Raw genomic sequence first — 20,019 nt, forward strand, 5'->3', positions numbered from 1 at the left:
ACTCAGATGCGGTACAAAATTATATCGCAAGGTTTAAGGGCAATTCATGAATTGCCCCTACGGGTGTACCTCACATGAACGAGAACCGCTATATTATAGATTTACCGTAGGGGTATGGCAAAGACAAGCCCCTACTAGGGTTAGATCATTTGCTATATCAGCGATCGCATTTGCTATATTAGCGATCGCATTTGCTATATCAGCGATCGCATTTGCTATATCAGCGATCGCATTTGCTATATTAGCGATCGCATTTGCTATATCAGCGATCGCATTTGCTATATTAGCGATCGCATTTGCTATATTAGCGATCGCATTTGCTATATTAGCGATCGCATTTGCTATATTAGCGATCGCATTTGCTATATCAGCGATCGCATTTGCTATATCAGCGATCGCATTTGCTATATTAGCGACAACATTTGCTATATCAGCGGCAGGTTTTACCAAAAGCTTAATTGTGCATTAAACTTGTTGGCTGCCTTTAACCAGGTTCGCCACCACACTCACTAACTTCTCTGGCTCGATTGGCTTGGAGAGATGAACGTGGAATCCAGCTTGCAGAGCCAGCTTCGACTCTTCATCTCTAGCAAAGGCCGTCAGTGCTACAGCTGGAATTTTTTTGAATCGAGCTACTTCGCTGATTCGCACTTTGCGAATCAGCGCATAACCATCTTCATTTGGCATTCCGATATCACTGACTAAAACATCTGGTTCCAATCGTTCCAGCGCTTCTAAAGCTTCAGCTACTGAGCTAACCGATATCACCTCTGCTCCAGACTGTTGCAGAATAAACGAAACTAACTCGCGTGTATCGGTATTGTCATCCACAACAAGTATTTGTAAGCCTCTGAGCGCTAAGAGGTTATCGGCTTTTACTTCCCTCTCTTTAATTTGCTCCTCTTGTTGCGATTCTATGGTGGGTAACAGCACTGTAAATGTTGCTCCCCGTCCTTCCCCTTCGCTAGCTGTGTGGACAGTACCTGAGTGCATTTCTACTATGTAGCGCACAATTGACAGTCCCAGCCCCAAACCACCCTCGGCTCTAGTAGTTGTGCTATCAGCTTGACGAAAGCGCTCAAATATAAAAGGTAGAAAGTCAGTACTAATTCCCTTACCTGTGTCAGACACGCTTATCTGGGCATTTGAGTTTACCTGCTTTAGATGTACTTCAATTAGCCCTCCACTCGGTGTAAATTTCACAGCATTAGAGAGCAAATTCCAGACGACTTGTTGCAGGCGTTCTGAATCACCTATAACTTCACCTACTGAGGAATCAAGGTAAGACTCAACTCGAATATCCTTAATTTCAGATGTGGGATATATAGCTTCAATCGCTGCGTTAATTACAAGTACCAGGTTAACTTTACGGAGATTTAGGCGGATTTTACCTTGTATAATCCGGGAAACATCCAGGATATCTTCGATCAGTCTCCTCTGGAGTTGAGCATTCCGCTCGATTGTCGCCAGTGCCTTAAAGGTACTTGCCTCGTCCAATTTTCGATTACGGATAATTTGAACCCAACCCAGCATAGAGTTAAGAGGTGTCCGAAGTTCGTGAGAAACGATCGCTAAAAACTCGTCTTTAATTCGGTTAGCTTCCTGGGCTTGCCGATAAAGCTGTGCATTTTCAATGGCAAAGGCTGCCCGTTGGGCAAGTTCTTCAGCCATTGCCAGGTCTACAATAGTGTAATGCCGTCCTGGTTGTGCAGATGCAAATACAATTGTCCCCAGCTTGCGTTCACGCACCAGCAATGGCACAGTCATCTGAGATTTAAGTTGGAGTTGGTGCAGCAGACTCAGGTGTTCTTGGTTTGATGCATTTCTCTGTAATGACGACTCAATAATATTTGTAGCCAGTTCCGACTTACCAGTTCGTAAAACCTTCGCTGGCCCATAATCAGCATCAACAGCAATTGGATAGCGTTGTCGCAATTCTCTTACTATTGCTTCCTTTTGCGGTTCAGATGCAGCTATGACTGGGTTATTGAAGACTGCCGAATTATTTTCAACAACATCTACAATACACCAATCGGCTAGGGTAGGCACTGCCAATTGCGCGACGCTGGTTAAAGTGGTACGGTAATCTAAACAAGATGCCAATACATGACTTGCTTCAGCCAAAAAATTAGAACGCCTCTGTGCTGCTTGGGCTGAAATGCGGGCGGCTTGTTCACTGACAAATAACTGTTCGCGTTCCGACTCTAAACGCTTGCGCTTGGTAATGTCGCGCATTAGCCAGCGCAGAGCAACTGGCTTACCTTCCTCGTTACGGACAGTAACTACTGTAAAAGCAACATCAAAACAGATTTTTTCCCGTGGTTGTAAACACACTTCCCATTCCCCGCCCCGGTCTAGATGCTGCAACTGAGTTAGGTAGTTAAAAAAAGGTTGATGATCTGATCTGGCAATGAAAGTAAGTAGCGGTTTGCCAATCAAAAATCGCTGTAAAACATTAAGGTGTATGGTAGCAGCAAGGTTAGCTTCCAAGATAATACCATTCGTATCAGTTACCAAGTAACCATCAGGCGCAAAATCAAATAATTCTTGGTAGCGCTGACGCTCCTTCTCGACTACCATTCGGGTTGCTTGTAGTTCCTCGGAGGCAATTTTCAGTTCTTCTAAAGTGATTTTAAGTTCTTCAAAAGCTTCAGCCGTTAGCTGTTGTTGCAAGTTCGGCTCAGTGGCAGTACTTTGCAATAATCCCGTCACCCGTGAGCTAAATGTTTCTATTTCTTGACTAAAATCGTCTACATTCATGTTGCTCACTTTGCTAAAACTAAAACGCGCACGCCAGAGGAAAAATTAAGCAAGTATAAGCCCAAATCTATGTTAAAAGCTGATCTCAAAGCTATGGCTCAAAAGATAGAGGTTTGTTTTGACAACGCGAGTTCTACAAAGGGGATTAGACACAATAATTATAGTTGACTCAACCTCTGGTAGTATTTTAAAATAAAAATTTTATAAATAAATCCACCTAGAGGGCTGTAGAGCAAGAAACATAAATCTTAAAGAAGGAAGTGGGCAGGGGAGAATAATAATTCCTGACAAATGACAAATGACAAATGACTAATACCCTTCTTGAGCAAGTTGAGCTTTTGCCTGTTGCCATAACTTTTCTAATTCATCCAAACTGTAATCAGAAAGGGGACGGTCAACAACTGCCTCCATTTTTTCTAATCGTTGGACAAAGCGTTGATTTGTGCCTTGCAAAGCGGCGCTGGGGTCAAGATTATGCCAACGGGCTAGCTGAATCACTGCAAATAGTAAATCGCCTAATTCTGCTTGTTGTCGTTGTGGTGTTTCTTCAGCTAAAGCCTGTTGAAACTCCCCTAACTCCTCATAAAACTTATCCCAAACACCCTGAATATTTTCCCATTCAAACCCGATCGCAGCAGCCTTTTGAGAAATCTTCATCGCCGCCGTTAGTGGGGGAAGGGTGCGCCCATAACGAGCGAGTTTAGAACTAAATTTTTGCGCCTCTGGAGATGCTTCGCCTTTCTCCGCAGCCTTGATTTGTTCCCAATTTTGCCGCACCTCATCCACACTTGTCACCGACACATCACCAAACACATGGGGATGACGGCGAATCAACTTTTGAGAAATCCCCTGAATTATTTCTTTGAGGGAAAATTGCCCCGATTCGCTAGCAATTTGGGCTTGCAATACCACCTGTAATAATAAATCGCCTAACTCCTCTCTGATCGCACCCTTATCTCCACTCTTAATTGCATCCACCACCTCATAAGCTTCCTCAATCACATAAGGCGTGAGCGTTTCGGCAGTTTGCGCCAAATCCCAAGGACAACCACCATCAGGGTCGCGCAACTTCGCCACCACCTCAATCAACTCCTGCAACGCCGCCAAAGTCTCATTTTCCTTATCCATACCTCTGCGTCCCTTTGCGTTAAAAAAATCATTTCTTTCCTCTCGCCCGACGACCCCCACCCCTGACTTTCCGCTTCTTAATTTTGCCACTAGGAAGCAACCCCCGAACCCCCTGCTTTTTAAAACGTTTATAAGCCGACCCCCCCCAATCGCTCAGAGAATGACTCATCGCCCCCAATTCCAACCCCAAAAACAGGGCGATATATTCAGTATTGTATTGCACGAGCGATCGCCCCACAGTTCCCCCCAAATCTTGCCAATTAAAACTCAGATTCCATAACCTTTGAGCGATCGCTAAAACAAAAATTGCCACAATAGCTAACAAACACCCCAGATAAAGTATCCGCCCAATCGTGCCAATAATCGGCCCGTGGGATAAAAAAGAACGATGCCGGAGACTTTTTTGATAAGGTAGCCAAATCCAGCGCAATAAACCCCAGCGTTGAAATTGCACAGAGTAAATATCCAAATCCGGGCCAAACATCAGCCCGCCAAAGATAAACCCGCCTGCAACTAACAAAGTCGCATTGCTGCTGCGAGTTTGCCAGAAAGTAACGCCCGCCACCAACGGCAGAGCATACATAGTAATGCGATCGTGCGTCCGACCAGAGGGCATCCTAAATCCTAAGTGCTGACTAACGGGAGCATCCCAATTTTGGCTTAAATCTTTTCCCTCACCCCCAGCCCCTCTCCCATTTTGGGGAGAGGGGAGACATAATTCTAGTTCCCCCTCTCCCGTTATATGGGATTCGGGGTTAGGGGATGAGGGCAAACACAAAGTTTTTGCACCTGACGGGATGCTCTCTGAGTAACTGAATACTGAGTCAGTATAAGAGAAAAAAAGATTTTCTTAAAAATACTAGCGCAATGCGAAATGTTTTGCTATATTAGTTAAGGATTGAACAAAAGGGCGGTTAGCTCAGTTGGTAGAGCGCCTGCCTTACAAGCAGGATGTCATCAGTTCGAGTCTGGTACTGCCCATTAAGTAAATAAAGGCTAGAGACAGCTTAGATGCGGTTTCTAGCCTTTTTAAATGGATTCACAATCTCTAATTGACCACAAAACTTTGCTTTACTACGTCGCATTGCTCTTAATGCATTAGAGCGAGAATCATCTTTTCGTCGCAGCATTCGCCAAAAATCACAACTGGACTATCGCCTTATCAATATGTCCTTTGGTGTCGGCTCGAACTTGCCCAAAAACTCTTACAAAACCAAAAGCGATCGCTGGCACAGGTAGCAGCAGAAGCAGGATTTGGTAACCAGAGTCACATGACATCTGTGTTTTAAAGAATCCTACACACAACTCCCAAGCGTTATCAGCAAGAAATGGGTAGTATTTTAGACCATACATTAAAACGTTATGGCTTGCCTAGTTGTTGAGTGGGCAACGCTATTTTCTCGCCTTCATGTCAACCAACTAGAACTCTTCATAATATGCTAACCTAGTATGGTTAACTAATCTCGCACATCTAAGAATTCGGGTGTTTCCCAGTAGGGAAATGCACTTGGATGGAGGTTTAACCCGAATCGGAGTTGAAAAATATATGCCAGTAGTTTCATTGGCTCAAATGATGGAGTCAGGGGTTCACTTTGGGCATCAGACCCGGCGTTGGAACCCAAAAATGTCTCCTTACATTTATACTTCCCGCAATGGTGTGCATATTATCGACTTGGTGCAAACTGCCCAGTTGATGGATAATGCTTACAACTACATGCGATCGCACGCAGAACAAGGGAAGAAATTTCTTTTTGTCGGCACCAAGCGCCAAGCAGCCGGAATTATTGCCCAAGAAGCCAGCCGTTGCGGTTCCCACTATATTAACCAACGCTGGTTGGGCGGAATGTTGACCAACTGGGCAACCATCAAAACCCGGGTAGACCGTCTGAAAGATTTAGAACGCCGTGAAGAAACTGGCGCACTAGATTTATTACCGAAAAAAGAAGCATCAATGCTACGTCGGGAAATGACGAAGCTTCAGAAATACTTAGGCGGCATTAAAACAATGCGGAAAGTCCCCGATATCGTGGTCATTGTAGACCAACGGCGGGAATATAACGCAGTTCAAGAATGCCAAAAGCTGAATATTCCCATTGTGTCCATGTTGGATACAAACTGTGACCCAGATGTAGTAGATATCCCCATCCCAGCAAACGACGATGCTATCAGGTCAATTAAGCTGATAGTCGGAAAATTGGCGGATGCCATTTATGAAGGTCGTCACGGTCAGCTTGAGGCTGAAGACGATTACGAAGATTACGACGGTGGTGAGTATGACGAAGACTACGAAGAAACCGAATATACTGATGCCGTAATTCCCGATGAGGAAACAGAAGAATAACTAAAGCAGGGGTGAAGGAAGTGTCCGCAGGGTAGGGTGGCTGGCACAATAGCAGCAAGCCGCCCTACAAGAACGGCAAATCTGAGGCTAAGGTAGAGGCGAAAAAACTCATACCTCAAAACTTCGTTATTTTTTCACCCCCAGCCCTGAGTAAGATAGAAATACTCAACACCCGTGAGCGATTACAACTCGAGGTCAAGTTAGGAATTGAGGCAACATGGCGGAAATATCTGCAAAACTCGTCCAAGAGCTACGCCAAAAAACTGGTGCCGGCATGATGGACTGCAAAAAGGCGCTGATAGAGACTGAAGGCAACGTAGAAGAAGCCGCAGACTGGCTACGGAAAAAGGGCATCTCTAAGGCGGGGGCAAAAAGCGATCGCATTGCGGCAGAAGGTCTAGTAGACACTTACATTCAGCCTGGTGGTCGAGTGGGTGTACTCATCGAAGTCAACTGCCAAACCGACTTTGTTGCTCGTAACGAGGCTTTTAAAGCTTTAGTTAAGAACCTGGCAAAGCAAGCAGCGACTGCTGATAGTGTTGAGTCTTTGTTGGCTCAACCCTATATTGATAATGAAAATGCGACTGTAGAAGAATCTATCAAGCAAACCATTGCCACGCTCGGTGAAAATATCCAAGTGCGTCGCTTTGTCAATTTTGCACTAGCAGAAGGCACGCAAGGTGTAGTAGACAGCTACATTCACACTGGCGGTCGAGTTGGTGTATTGGTAGAACTGGGTTCTCAAACTGAGTCAGCCGCTACCAATCAAGAGTTCCAAACCTTGGCACGGAATACTGCAATGCAAGTTGCGGCTTGTCCAAATGTCGAGTATGTGAGCGTAGACCAAATTCCCCCCGAAGTTGCCCAAAAGGAAAAAGATATTGAAATGGGCAAGGATGATTTGGCGAACAAGCCAGATAACATCAAAGAAAAGATTGTTCAGGGACGGATTGAAAAACGCCTGAAAGAATTGACTTTGATCGATCAGCCTTACATTCGCGATCAGAGTATTTCCGTGGAAGACCTCTTGAAGCAAGCAAAGGCTCAATTAGGCGAAGAGATTCAAGTGGCCCGCTTTGTCCGCTATATACTGGGCGAAGGCATTGAAAAGCAAGAAATTAGCTTTGCTGATGAAGTCGCTGCACAAATGGGTACTAAGTAATATTAGTTAGGAGTTAGGAGTTAGGAGTTAGGAGTTGGGAGTTGGGAGTTTGGAGTTTGGAGTTTGGAGTTTGGAGTTTGGAGTTGGGAGTTTGGAGTTGGGAGTTAATAGGAAGTTGCTTGATAATTCATAACTCATAATTCTTAACTCCTAACTCCTTAAAGGACAGGTCAAGCAAATAGCCTGACCTGTATTTTATTATTTAAAGACGCGAAATATCGGATTAATTTAAAATCTAAACTCCTTTGGAAAGTTATTATAAAAATTCGTACATTTGTACTATGTAAGAGTTCACATGGGCAAGAACGAAAAGATATGGCAAGAGCAATCGAGCGAATTGAACGGGATATTGCAGCAATAAAAGAAGCGATTGGGGCGATCGCAGTAGAACTACAAAGCGCTTATGCTAGTTATCTAAACACCTTGGGGCTAGCTGTACGAAAACAGTTGATTCTAGCGAGTTACCACCTTTGTACTCAGGGGTATCCTGAAAACTTTCTGAATTTGTCATTGAATCAGCGCCAGCAATTGCAACAAGCCATCCGTAAGTTAGGGCAAGTGGCGGCAGAGCAGTTGCTTGCTTGTATTAAAAGTGAGGAAGTTGGGGGGGATGAGGGGGATGAGGAGGATAAGGGGGATGAGGGAGTAAGATCCTCTTTATCTTCTGGACTTCTGGATAGTTCTAATTCTCAGTCTTTGGACGCCGATACCTCTAATCCTATAGAACTAGTAAAATGGCAACAGAATTTAGAAGAGGTTACGCAAGAGATACTGAAAAAACTTTCGCATGATGCTAATATTTTAATACAAAAATCTGGGGTATTACCTAAAAAATTACCAGAACCGATTTTAGCAGCTGCGGCTGCGGCGGCATCAGAAGGGTCTGGCGAGGCCATGCCAGGGCCACCCAACTTATTAAACTTAGTAATTGAAATTGAAAATGAGCAGCAGTCAGAAGATTCTGGACTAACGCAAATCATGGCTATTAACCTACGGTTAGGAGAAATTGAATTTGCTGATGTGACACTCTCCTCTGAGCGCAGGCAAATCCGCAGTATTTTAGTTCAGCTAAACAAGCTAGGACGAGAGTATCAAAAAAAACATCGGGAAAAAGCGATCGCTGAAGCTGAAGCTGCATGGCGTGCTAGTTGGTTTGAATAAAGTTTATGAGTTATGAATTATGAGTTATGAGTTATTTATTCCTAACTCTTAACTCCTCAACGCCACTTGCTACAACGGGGGGAACCCCCGCAACGCAGTGGCTCCTCCTAACTCCTAACTCTTAACTCTGCTGATCAATGACTAATGAAAAACCAGATTGGATAAGATTGCACAAAGCCTTGGCAATAGAAGCCGAACGCGGCTTTACAGACTTAGTGGGCAGAGAATACCGTTTCAGTGAATTTTTAAGCCTGACTTTGGGCAAATTTCCAACAGGCTTACCCCAAACTGAACGCCGCCGTTGGCAAGGACTAGCGGTGCAATTTGCTAGTTATCCACATCTAGCACTGGAAGAAAGACAACATTTAGTAGCAGAGACTCGCAGGTATCTTTCCCAATTACAGCAAGAGGAACAGGGGCAGCAGGGGGAGCAGAGCAGCAGAGCAGCAGAGCAGCAGGGGAGAATTTATCAATCCCAAATCCCAAATCCCAAATCCCAAATCATCCCTGATGTGAGTAGGAGACTTGCACCGAACATTGACCAAAAAATCAGCGATTTACCAGAAATAGGTTTTAAAAAAGCTGATAATCTAGCACGGCTTGGTTTACATACCGTCCGCGACTTACTTTTTTACTATCCTCGTGACCACATTGATTATGCGCGTCAGGTAAATATCCGCGAGTTAAAGGCGGGTGAGACGGTGACAATAGTGGCGACTGTGAAGCGTTGCAACTTCTTTACTAGCCCGAAAAATCAGAAATTATCAATTTTAGAACTGATTGTCAAAGATAATAGTGGTCAAATCAAAATTGGTCGTTTTTACGCAGGTACGCGCTTTAGCAGTCGCGCTTGGCAAGAAAGTTTAAAACGCCGTTATGCAGTGGGTAGTATTTTGGCGGCGTGTGGGTTGGTGAAAGAAAGTAAATACGGCTTGACACTGGATAATCCCGAATTAGAGGTTTTGGCAAATCCAGGAGATTCGATTGAGTCGCTGAATATTGGGCGGGTGGTGCCAATTTATGGACTTACTGAGGGCGTGGTGGCGAATACAGTGCGACAGGCGGTAATTGCTGCTTTACCTGCTGCGGCTAACCTGAAAGACCCTTTGCCAAGTGGTTTACGACAAAAGTATGGTTTGATGGAATTGAAAGATGCGATCGCTAATATCCATTTTCCCAGTGATAGTGATGCTCTGAAAATTGCCCGTCGTCGCCTAGTTTTTGATGAATTTTTCTATCTACAACTTGGGTTACTGCAACGTCAACAGCAAGCAAGGGCAATTCAAACCAGCGCTATCCTCGTTCCACGCGGTCAACTTGTAGAGAAATTCTACGAAATACTGCCTTTTCAACTCACTAGCGCACAGCAACGAGTTCTCAACGATATTCTCAACGATTTACAAAAACCTGCACCAATGAATCGTTTAGTGCAAGGCGATGTCGGTTCAGGTAAAACAGTCGTCGCTGTGTTAGCTATCCTCGCAGCAATTCAATCTGGCTACCAAGCGGCGCTGATGGCTCCTACAGAAGTTTTGGCAGAACAACATTATCGCAAGTTAGTTAGTTGGTTTAACCTCTTGCATTTACCAGTGGAATTACTGACAGGTTCTACTAAGACTGCTAAACGAAGACAAATACATTCTCAGTTAGTAACTGGTGAATTACCTCTGTTAGTGGGAACTCATGCCTTGATTCAAGACCCCGTAAATTTCCATCAGCTGGGATTGGTGGTGATAGATGAACAGCATCGTTTTGGGGTAGAACAACGGGCGCGTTTGCAACAAAAAGGTGAGCAGCCTCATGTGTTGACTATGACAGCTACCCCGATTCCCCGAACCTTAGCACTGACGATACACGGGGATTTGGATGTGAGCCAGATTGATGAGTTACCACCAGGGCGGCAAAAGATTCAGACAACAGTTTTATCAGGTCAGCAACGCAACCATGCTTATGATCTGATCCGGCGAGAAATTGCCCAAGGTAGACAAGTTTATGTGGTTTTGCCCTTGGTGGAAGAATCAGAAAAATTGGATTTGCGATCGGCTGTTGAGGAGCATCAAAAGTTACAAGAAAGCGTTTTTCCTGACTTTCAAGTGGGATTGCTGCACGGTCGCATGAGTTCAGCCGACAAAGATGAAGCGATTACTAAATTCCGCGATAATCAAACACAGATTTTGGTTTCTACTACTGTTGTTGAAGTTGGTGTAGACGTACCGAATGCTACAGTTATGCTCATTGAAAATGCAGAGCGATTTGGGTTGTCGCAACTGCATCAATTGCGGGGGCGTGTCGGTCGTGGCGCGGCTCAGTCTTACTGTCTGTTGATGAGTAGTTCTAGAAGTCCTGATGCTCAACAACGGTTGAAGGTGTTGGAACAATCTCAGGATGGTTTTTTCATCTCCGAGATGGATATGCGTTTTCGCGGCCCAGGGCAAGTACTGGGAACTCGTCAGTCTGGAGTGCCAGATTTTACTTTAGCGAGTTTGGTTGAAGATGAAGAAGTTTTACTTTTAGCGCGGCAAGCAGCAGAGAAAATAATAGAGATGGATGTTACTTTAGAGCGTTGGTATTTGATGAAAGAAGAGTTGAAATATCGGTATGAGCGATTGATGGGTGGGGCAATTTTGACATAATATAACTGAGTAAATTCGTACTTAACCGAAGTAAAAATAGCTTAATGGCAATACCTTTTACAGATCGGGAAATGGAAAAAGCATGGTCTCAAAATTTGTGCGCTTATAAAAATTCTCAGGAAACATCTCGAACTAACGCCCATCGATTACTCTTATTTTATGCTGTTGAATGTGGTCTTAAGACAATTTTAATGAAGAGGAAAGGTCATAAGCGTAGTGATTCGTGTACAGAAATTGCTGAATGTCAACATAATATAAATAAGTTATTAGACTGTTTAAGTGCAGGAGGGTCTTTAAATCTACCTGAAATATTTATTGGGGAAGTATTCGATACTAGGAATAATAAGGAAGAGAGAAAATTAAATAGTGGACAGATTAACCAAATGTGGCGGTATGGAGGAAAAGTAATTTCTATAGTTACTCAAAAACAAAAAGCAAGCGATGAAGATATAGAGAATAAGCTATTAGCAATATCAAAATGGATTGTGGGAGAAATTGAAAGACTATGAATGCACCAAAATCGCCAAAATTACTCACATGGCTTGATGTCAAGAGAACTATTGGACATAAAACTAATTATGGTAGTAAATTACCAGAAGGGGTAGTAAAAATTCGCTGTTACTCAAATGCTTTAGAAATATATCTAATTAGTGATAAAAACAGAAAAAATGCTGAGGATGCTTTAAAAGAATGGTTCAAAGATTGGTATCAAGAAGAGTCATCTGTGATTTATTTTACCCTTGGTGATGCTACATTATCTGTAGAATTTTTCTCTGGAGACGAAGTTTACAAAACTGATGTTGATGTGCGTCCATTCTGGGAAGAAATTGCTTATTTAGATAGGGAATCAGAAGGAGAAACGGTAATACTAAAACCAGTTAAACTCCCAGAAGCATATATTGAAAAACCTACTTTAGTAGCCTTCTATTCCTTTAAAGGTGGCGTTGGTAGAACATTGAATTTAGCAGCGCATCTTTTTGCTTTACAAGATAGAGCTAAAGAAATAGATATATCTACAACTGTATTAGTTATTGATGCTGATTTAGAAGCTCCTGGTCTTACTTATTGGAACGCTTTTGAAAAACAGCAACCAGCAGTTTCTTTCATTGATTTCCTTGAAGTTTACCACTATTCTCCTATTGAAAGAGAACAAGCACTTTCACTATTTGCACGGGAAGTTAAAAAATCTGCTAAGTATGAAGGTAAATCAACAGTCTATTTTCTACCTGCTTGTCTTGAAGATGAAGAACTACTAGATACACCTATTCTGCCTGAACACTTGGTAAGAAGTCCAGATGGAGCTTGGGAATGTGGTAATGCTATTCATAGTTTAGGTAAGGCTGTTGGTGCTGACTATGTATTAATTGATTTGAGAGCAGGTTTAAGTGAAATATCAAGTCCCATGATTTTCGATCCAAGAATTCAGAGGTTTCTAGTCACAACAATTAACGGACAATCTGTAAGAGGTACGAGTCTTGTTTTGGAACAAATTGCTAGAGTAGCACCGTCAGAAGCAAGTGTAAATGATGAAAGATATTACGATCCGTCTTTGATCATTAGTATGCTAACGCCAGAATTGAGATTATTACCTGCGGTTGAAGATGCATTGGTGCGATTGCAAACTGCTTATTTACAGTCAGAAGAAGATAATTTATATGCGACAAGATTGGATATCAAAGAAACCTATTTTTCCCAAGAATTACTATACATTAATAATTGGGATGATGCGCGTTTAAAACTAAGCCCAACTTCAGTAATGAATGTAGCAAAGGAGTGGGCTAAAGAACAGTTGTTTATAACCAATGATCAGGAATTGAAGTCAAAATCTATAAAAGAACATCAGGGAATTTTTGAGGTTCGTAGGCTCAGAGATTTGTGTCAGCAATATGAGTATGCAGAACAAGGGCGGGGAGAAGATTTATTAGTAACAGAATCCTTGAAGAATTTAGCGACTAATTTTCGAGATCAATTACCTCATGTCGTATCAATTGGAGCTAAAGGCGCAGGAAAAACGTTTAACTATATACAGTTGTCACGTTTCAAATACTGGGAAAGTTTTTTGAATCGTATAGATAATACAATTCAGGAATCACAACTAAAAACACATATCTTTCCTTTCCTTGAATCAAGTAACATTCAAGATAATGCAAAAACTGTGATTAACGAAGCTAGAAATGAGGCGAGATCAGCTTTGGGAGATACTGTTCCTGAGTTTTTACCTTCAGAATATGTGGATAGAATTAAAAGAGCAATTGCAACTGAAAACTGGAGTGAACCAGAATGGACGGAATTTTGGATTGGTCAAATTGCAAAAGCTATAGGTGTGAATCCTGAAACACATAGTCCTAATATTCTTAGCATCATAAATCGTGATTTGAAAGATAGAGGCTTACGTATTATCTTTCTGTTTGATGGATTAGAGGATATATTCTCAAACATTGCATCCAGCAATCAAGAAAAAATTGCTTTAAAAGCTTTGATTGATGATTTGCCAAAAAGGTTATCAGAAATTAGGCAGTCTAATCTTGGGATAATAATTTTTCTGCGCCGTGATTTCCTGCGTTATACAATTACTCAAAACTTAAAACAGTTTGAAAATCTTTACCTTTCTTATGATCTATCTTGGGATCAAGATTCTTTTCTGCGTTTAGTCTTTTGGATATGTAGACAGTCTCAAGTAATAGATGCCTCGCTAGCAGAAATTAGCAGTTTAAATAAACAGAATATTATAGAGCAATTAGAAAAATTATGGGGTAAAAGGCTAGGTTCAGATAACTCGAAAGAAGCATATACAGCTTCATGGATATTTGCAGCTTTGACAGATTTTAATGGTAGGCTTCAGGCAAGAGATATTGTTCGTTTATTGTACTACGCAGCCGATATTACTGTAGAAAGAACTAAAGAAGTACAATTTGAAAAGTGGTCTACCAGCCGTCTTTTACCTCCTCAAGCTATTCGCCGCTCTCTTAAGCCGTGTAGTGAAAAGAAGGTGGAAGAAGCCAAGGAAGAATATCCATCTTTCAAAACTTGGGTTGAGGAAATACTACCTAAATACCTCCCTTCTGAACGAAGAATTCCTTTTGGAGTAGAACAGTTTGAAATGGATCAGCCGACAGTAAGAATGCTAGAGGAAATGGGGGTTATTTACGAAGATAAGGAAAAAGATAGCGAGGCACGATTTTATATGCCAGAAATCTTCCGCGAAGGTTTAGGTTTTTCAGGTACAGGAGCAAGACCTCGGATACTTGTTTTGAAGCGTAAGGTATTAGGAAAAGGGATTTTGTAATTTTATTTGTGTATGATACCTAACTTTGCACTCCTACGTTTTTTATCACGATACTTGCTGCATTTCGGCATAGGCTTGATAAACACCTTTGACGTTGTACCAGTTAAGAAAAATTCGGGCAATTTCTAAAGCTAATTGCGGTTTGCCTAAATTAATTAGCCATTGCAAAAACGGAGCCATTGTGCGTTCATTTAGCGCACCATTGAGTGAAAGAATACCCCACAGTAAGCGATGCAGCCAAGTCATTTGGATCATCATTCGCACTTCCCATGTGGGATGTTTTTGATAAAACAAAACTCCCATACGTCCGCGTTGAATTTCTTGGTCAATTAATCGGGGAATTTGTTCTAATTTAAATGCTGGATGCCAGTGATATCCTACGGCTTCAGGACATTTAATTAGTGTCAAACCTAGTTTTTTTAGCCTCACACCTAATTCTAAATCTTCCCAACCATAGAGTTTAAAGCTGGTGTCAAAAAGTCCGGCTTTTTCTAACCAATGTTTAGGGATTGCTACATTTCCCGTAGCAAAAAAAGCTGCGGAAAAATCTGTGACTTTGTAGGGTTCAGCAGTTGGGTTGTCGAAATTGCAAGTATTGATAACTGCGCCGTAAGTGAAAAAGCGATCGCTCCCCAATTTCTCCTTTCCTTGCACTAGCGCCTCAGCATGAGCTTGTAGGAAATTATCCAGCACCACTAAATCGCTATCAATAAAGATAATTGTATCTCCCAGCGCCTGTTCTACCCCCAAATTTCGAGCCGCAGCCGGTCCTGCGTGATCTTGCTGAAACTGGCGCACATGGCGAAACTCTTCTTTGTGTGCTGCTAACCACTCCAATGTGCCATCAGTAGAACCATCATCCACCAAGACAATTTCGTAATCAGTAACCGAACTTGACTTATTTAATTCCTGCATCTCCAAGGCGCGGAGGCATTTTTCTAAAATCGGTTGGCGATTATAAGTCGGTATCACAACGCTGAAAAACACAGTCTCACCCACAACACTATTTATCCATCTCTAGGATAGGACAGATGCGACGCTGACACTGTTCCTTAGATAATTCTGGTTACGCAAATAGTAAATCTGTTCCTAATACAATATTTGCTGAATATGTAAAAGCAGGTATTTAACGATTCAAAATTTAAAACGTTTCAGACCGGGATTTAAACTCCGACTGAAACTAATGCTACATAATATATGTAGGGGTCTTAAACCCTTAAATTTACGATAAATTATAATTAATCAGAATATAACCTGTTATTAATATTTATTGATTATATTTTTATAAAAAACTTAGTACACTTCATGTATTGAGGTAACTCGAATGTGAAATAATTTATTTTTCATAGCAAGTTATCTCATATTGAAAACGTAATAAATAAATTTCATGTAAAGCCTAATGGCTGTTTATGCCAAGAAGTATTTGTCTGTATTAAATTTTTCTGATAAAAATAGAGGAAATTTGATGTCTACATTGAGCCGGAGAGAACTTTTAATATTTTTTGCAGGTAGTGCTGGTGCTGCTGTAATATTAGGAGACAAAATATTAGATGGTGTTACTAGTATTGCGGAAGCAAAAACTAAACTACTAAGCTTTACACCAGTGCGCTTACCTCATCCCCTACCAATTTATAAATATCAAAAGAATTTCTTACCAACAGAAATCGGTAAGGGAGAAGTACGTAAAGCCTCTGCGGATGTTAAGTTAAGTAGCTACAACGTCATTGATGATGTGGTAGTGCCGCCAGAGTATGAACGTTATGTAATTGTAAGTTGGGGCGATCGCGTCTTTCCCAACAAAGATGATTATTTCGGCTACAACTGCGATTACACTGGTTTTGTTGCCATTGGTAGAACTAAGGATGTTGGCTATTTGTGGGTCAATCACGAATATGTTAGTTTTCCTTTTTCTGTCTTAGCACCAGGAACTCCCTCTGACGTGAAAGCATCACCCGACGCATTCGAGCAGGTAATTGGGTGGGCTTTACCCTCCACTAAAAATATTGAAGTTGAAGGGGAATTTTTATATAACCAAGGTGGATCAATCATTCGCGTCTCTCGCCATAATGCCAATAAACGTTTTGCTGTAGTTAGCAGCGATCCAAAAAATCGCCGCATTCATGGTCTTTCTGGGTTGGGAATTAATAGCCAACGCAATGATGACTACAAAAACATTACTTCTTGGGGAAGCCGCAGCCACCAGCAGGGCGATCAAAACTATTTAATTAGTACTGGCCCTGCTGCAACTGAAGTATTTAATCTTAGTTCCGATAAACTGGGTAATAAAATCATTGGTACTGCCTACAACTGTTCTGGTGGTACAACTGCTTGGGGAACTATTTTATCTGCTGAAGAAAACTTTCAAAGTAGTGTTACAGAAGCAGTTAAGCCTGATGGTACTCAGACAGATTATACCAAAGATACTATAGGTAAGACTTTTGGTTTAGTTGGCGAAAAATACGGTTGGATTGTCGAAATTGACCTGGTAAATCCGAATTTACGTCCTCAAAAACACACTTGGTTAGGTCGTTTCCGCCATGAAAACGTCGCCATCCGGGCTGAAGCAGGCAAGAAATTAGTTGCTTATATGGGTGATGATAGGCGAGGTGGACATACCTGGAAATTTGTTAGTAAAGGTACTGTTTCTTCACCAACTAGTAAAGCTAACAGCAGTTTGTGGGAAAGCGGTACTTTATACGTTGCCCGTTACAACCCAGACAAAACAGGTAAATGGATACCGTTACTCTTAAATACTGCTACCAATCCTATTCCACCATCAGTTATTTCTTCTCAAGAAGGTAATGTGTTGGAGGAAAAAGTGAAATTTTTACCACTACCGAAACGTAATGGCGTTGCAGGTCAAACAGAAGATGGTGGTATCTTTAAATGCGATCGCACCAACGAAGCGACAGCACTACCTAATTATCAGAATAAAAAGCTATCTGACTTCTACCCCACCCAAGGCGCTGTTCTTAGTGATGCCTTCTTAGCCGCAAACTTGTCCGGCGGAACACCTACAGCACGTCCAGAAGATTTAGAAGTGCATCCCATTACCAAAGAGGTGTTCATCTCCTATACCGATGGTGCGCCAGGAAGCGACGGTTATCCAGATTCGCGGATTTTCCAAGTTGCTAAGGTAAGTACCGATATGAATGCCACACAGCAGTCAGGCGGACTCTACAAAATTATTGAAGATAACGCCGATGGTACAGGTTTAACCTTCCGGTGGCAAAGATTTGCCCAAGGTGGAGAAGCCGGATCGGTTGATGGCGCTGGTTTTGCCAATGTTGATAACCAAGTATTCGATAATCAAGGTAATGTTTGGGGTGTCACGGATATGTCTACCGGCACTCACAACGGTTTTGACATCGGTGCAGCTGGGACTCCAACCACCATCGATCACAAAATTAGTGGTGATGTTTCCAAGTTTACAGGAGTTTTTGGTAATAACTGGCTGTTCTTTATCCCCACAAGTGGTGTCAATGCAGGACACGTAGTACCCTTTGCCTATGGGCCAGTGCGTTGCGAGATGACTGGGCCAACTTTTGTGGGAGATACGCTGATTATTTCAGTACAACATCCCGGTGAAGATTGTCCAATTAATGATGGCACAATTTTGAGTCGTAGCATTGAATTACTAGATTTGAACGGTACAACATTCAACCAGACTCGCACTGTACCTCGTGGTAGTAGTTGGCCTAGTAATATTCATGGTCAACCTACAGGTGTTCCCCGTCCATCTGTAATTGCTATCCAGCGCAAGAATTCAACTGGCAGTTTTATTTAGTATTATATGTGACCTGTTCTTTCATCAAAGCGAAAAAATCACTGACTTTAATTTCAATAAGTTAGCATCTGCAACAGTAGAACTGCTTTGATTTTTTCGTTAGGGAAGACTATCCCTGCTCAAGCAGCAGCCGTAACTTATAATTTTTCTCGGTTTGCAGTTAATTAACCTATTAGTTATTGTACAAAGAAAATATACATGGATTGTTTAGATATAATAATGACTCATTCTTTGTTATCCTAACTGGAGAAATTAATGGGTCGCGCCAAAAAGGTTGTCCTGGCATATTCTGGTGGAGTGGATACCTCCGTTTGCATCCCTTACCTCAAACAGGAGTGGGGTGTGGAAGAGGTGATTACCCTAGCAGCAGATTTAGGCCAGGGAGATGAATTAGAGCCAGTTCGAGAAAAAGCTCTCAAATCGGGTGCAAGTGAATCCCTCGTGGCGGATGTCAAAGACAGCTTCGTTAAAGATTATGCCTTTGGAGCGATTCAAGCCAACGCCCTTTATGAAAATCGTTATCCTCTTGGAACTGCCCTTGCTCGTCCACTGATTGCTAAGATATTAGTAGAAACAGCCGAAAAATATGGTGCTGATGCGATCGCTCACGGTTGCACCGGCAAAGGTAACGATCAGGTTCGCTTTGATGTCTCTGTCACCGCCTTAAACCCCAACCTAAAAATCCTCGCACCAGCCAGAGAATGGGGCATGAGCCGTGAGGAAACCATCGCTTATGGTGAAAAGTTTGGTATCCCCTCACCAGTCAAAAAATCCTCTCCTTACAGCATTGACAAAAATTTGCTCGGTCGTAGCATTGAAGCTGGTTTACTCGAAGATCCCTCATTTGAGCCACCAGAAGAAATTTATGAAATGACCAAAGCGATCGCGGACACTCCCAACGAGCCAGAGTACATCGAAATTGGTTTCCACGGTGGTATTCCGACAACCATCAACGGCATAGCTAAAAAGCCAGTTGAACTAATTGAAGAACTCAATCAGGCGGTAGGAAATCACGGTATCGGACGGATCGACATGATCGAGAACCGTCTGGTAGGGATTAAATCGCGGGAAATCTACGAAACACCCGCGATGTTAGTGTTAATTCAGGCACATAGGGATTTAGAAAGCTTGACTTTGACGGCAGATGTCACTCATTACAAGCGTGGGATTGAAGAGACTTACAGCCAAATCGTTTACAACGGTTTGTGGTACAGTCCACTCAAAGTTGCCCTGGATGCCTTTATTCAAAAGACACAAGAGCGAGTCTCTGGAACTGTGCGAGTCAAGTTGTTCAAGGGCAACTCTACCATAGTTGGGCGTTCGAGTGATAATTCTCTCTATACTCCTGATTTGGCAACCTACGGAGCCGAAGACCAATTTGATCACAAAGCTGCTGAAGGCTTTATCTACGTTTGGGGACTACCGACTCGCATTTGGTCGCAGAAAATTAAAAGTTAGCAGCCATTCAATTTTAGATTTTGAATTTTGGATTGAAGGAGAAATCTAAAATCCAAAATTGGCAGAGTTAGGAGTTAAAAATGCAAAATACAAAAAGTAAAAAGTAAAAAATAACTTTTTACTTAACTCCTAACTCCAAACTCCAAACTCCTAACTCCTAACTCCAAACTCCAAACTCCAAACTCCTAACTCCAAACTCCAAACTCCTAACTCCAAACTCCTAACTCCAAACTCCAAACTCCAAACTCCAAACTCCAAACTCCAAACTCCAAACTCCAAACTCCAAACTCCAAACTCCAAACT

The 20,019-nt window shown here is 42.2% G+C and carries 14 protein-coding genes and 1 tRNA gene; 10 read left to right on the forward strand and 5 right to left on the reverse strand.

The genetic code is table 11. The features are described from left to right. Positions 1-93: 93 nt before the first annotated feature. The 4 genes from V7K73_RS03565 to V7K73_RS03580 form a co-directional block, all read right to left on the reverse strand. On the reverse strand, positions 94-450 hold the full coding sequence (locus V7K73_RS03565) for a hypothetical protein (protein WP_334877200.1): 357 nt from the start codon (positions 448-450) through the stop codon (positions 94-96). Between the two features lie 15 nt (positions 451-465). After that, complete coding sequence (locus V7K73_RS03570; RefSeq protein WP_334877202.1) at positions 466-2,760, reverse strand: PAS domain-containing hybrid sensor histidine kinase/response regulator; 2,295 nt, start codon at positions 2,758-2,760, stop codon at positions 466-468. 309 nt (positions 2,761-3,069) lie between these two features. Further along, positions 3,070-3,888 carry a nucleoside triphosphate pyrophosphohydrolase gene (gene mazG / locus V7K73_RS03575; protein WP_334877204.1) on the reverse strand — a complete coding sequence of 273 codons (819 nt, stop codon included), beginning with the start codon at positions 3,886-3,888 and terminating at the stop codon, positions 3,070-3,072. A gap of 28 nt (positions 3,889-3,916) precedes the next feature. Beyond that, entirely contained in the window at positions 3,917-4,504 is a 588-nt protein-coding gene (locus tag V7K73_RS03580) for a metal-binding protein (RefSeq protein ID WP_334877206.1), read from the reverse strand. 292 nt (positions 4,505-4,796) lie between these two features. Between V7K73_RS03580 and V7K73_RS03585 the strand changes: the two genes are divergently transcribed. The 8 genes from V7K73_RS03585 (at position 4,797) to V7K73_RS03620 (ending at position 14,471) form a co-directional block, all read left to right on the forward strand. Continuing rightward, a tRNA-Val gene (locus V7K73_RS03585) sits at positions 4,797-4,869 on the forward strand. 158 nt (positions 4,870-5,027) lie between these two features. Then, positions 5,028-5,177: a helix-turn-helix domain-containing protein gene (locus tag V7K73_RS29775; protein WP_442936732.1), complete on the forward strand. Its 150-nt coding sequence runs from the start codon at positions 5,028-5,030 to the stop codon at positions 5,175-5,177. A gap of 257 nt (positions 5,178-5,434) precedes the next feature. Continuing rightward, the gene (rpsB, locus tag V7K73_RS03595; RefSeq protein WP_334877210.1) at positions 5,435-6,229 is read left to right on the forward strand and encodes a 30S ribosomal protein S2; all 795 of its coding nucleotides are present in this window, start codon (positions 5,435-5,437) and stop codon (positions 6,227-6,229) included. 217 nt (positions 6,230-6,446) lie between these two features. Beyond that, entirely contained in the window at positions 6,447-7,391 is a 945-nt protein-coding gene (gene tsf, locus V7K73_RS03600; RefSeq protein WP_334877212.1) for a translation elongation factor Ts, read from the forward strand. Positions 7,392-7,706: 315 nt separating this feature from the next. Next, the gene (locus tag V7K73_RS03605) at positions 7,707-8,552 is read left to right on the forward strand and encodes a hypothetical protein (RefSeq protein ID WP_334877214.1); all 846 of its coding nucleotides are present in this window, start codon (positions 7,707-7,709) and stop codon (positions 8,550-8,552) included. 137 nt (positions 8,553-8,689) lie between these two features. Continuing rightward, complete coding sequence (gene recG, locus V7K73_RS03610; protein ID WP_334877216.1) at positions 8,690-11,185, forward strand: ATP-dependent DNA helicase RecG; 2,496 nt, start codon at positions 8,690-8,692, stop codon at positions 11,183-11,185. Between the two features lie 44 nt (positions 11,186-11,229). Then, the gene (locus V7K73_RS03615) at positions 11,230-11,694 is read left to right on the forward strand and encodes a hypothetical protein (protein WP_334877218.1); all 465 of its coding nucleotides are present in this window, start codon (positions 11,230-11,232) and stop codon (positions 11,692-11,694) included. Beyond that, complete coding sequence (locus tag V7K73_RS03620) at positions 11,691-14,471, forward strand: KGGVGR-motif variant AAA ATPase (protein ID WP_334877220.1); 2,781 nt, start codon at positions 11,691-11,693, stop codon at positions 14,469-14,471. Before V7K73_RS03615 ends, V7K73_RS03620 begins: the two co-directional genes overlap by 4 nt. Before the next feature lie 45 nt (positions 14,472-14,516). Here V7K73_RS03620 and V7K73_RS03625 read toward each other — a convergent pair whose 3' ends face one another. Further along, on the reverse strand, positions 14,517-15,470 hold the full coding sequence (locus tag V7K73_RS03625) for a glycosyltransferase family 2 protein (RefSeq protein WP_334877222.1): 954 nt from the start codon (positions 15,468-15,470) through the stop codon (positions 14,517-14,519). 466 nt (positions 15,471-15,936) lie between these two features. Between V7K73_RS03625 and V7K73_RS03630 the strand changes: the two genes are divergently transcribed. Both V7K73_RS03630 and V7K73_RS03635 read left to right on the forward strand, forming a co-directional pair. Beyond that, positions 15,937-18,258, forward strand: a complete 2,322-nt coding sequence (locus V7K73_RS03630; RefSeq protein WP_334877224.1) for a PhoX family protein — start codon at positions 15,937-15,939, stop codon at positions 18,256-18,258. A 255-nt stretch (positions 18,259-18,513) separates the two neighbouring features. Next, positions 18,514-19,716, forward strand: coding sequence for an argininosuccinate synthase (locus tag V7K73_RS03635; RefSeq protein WP_334877226.1), 1,203 nt, complete (start codon positions 18,514-18,516; stop codon positions 19,714-19,716). The last annotated feature ends 303 nt before the right edge of the window (positions 19,717-20,019 follow it).

This window comes from Nostoc sp., from assembly GCF_036916975.1.
Classification (GTDB): domain Bacteria; phylum Cyanobacteriota; class Cyanobacteriia; order Cyanobacteriales; family Nostocaceae; genus Nostoc.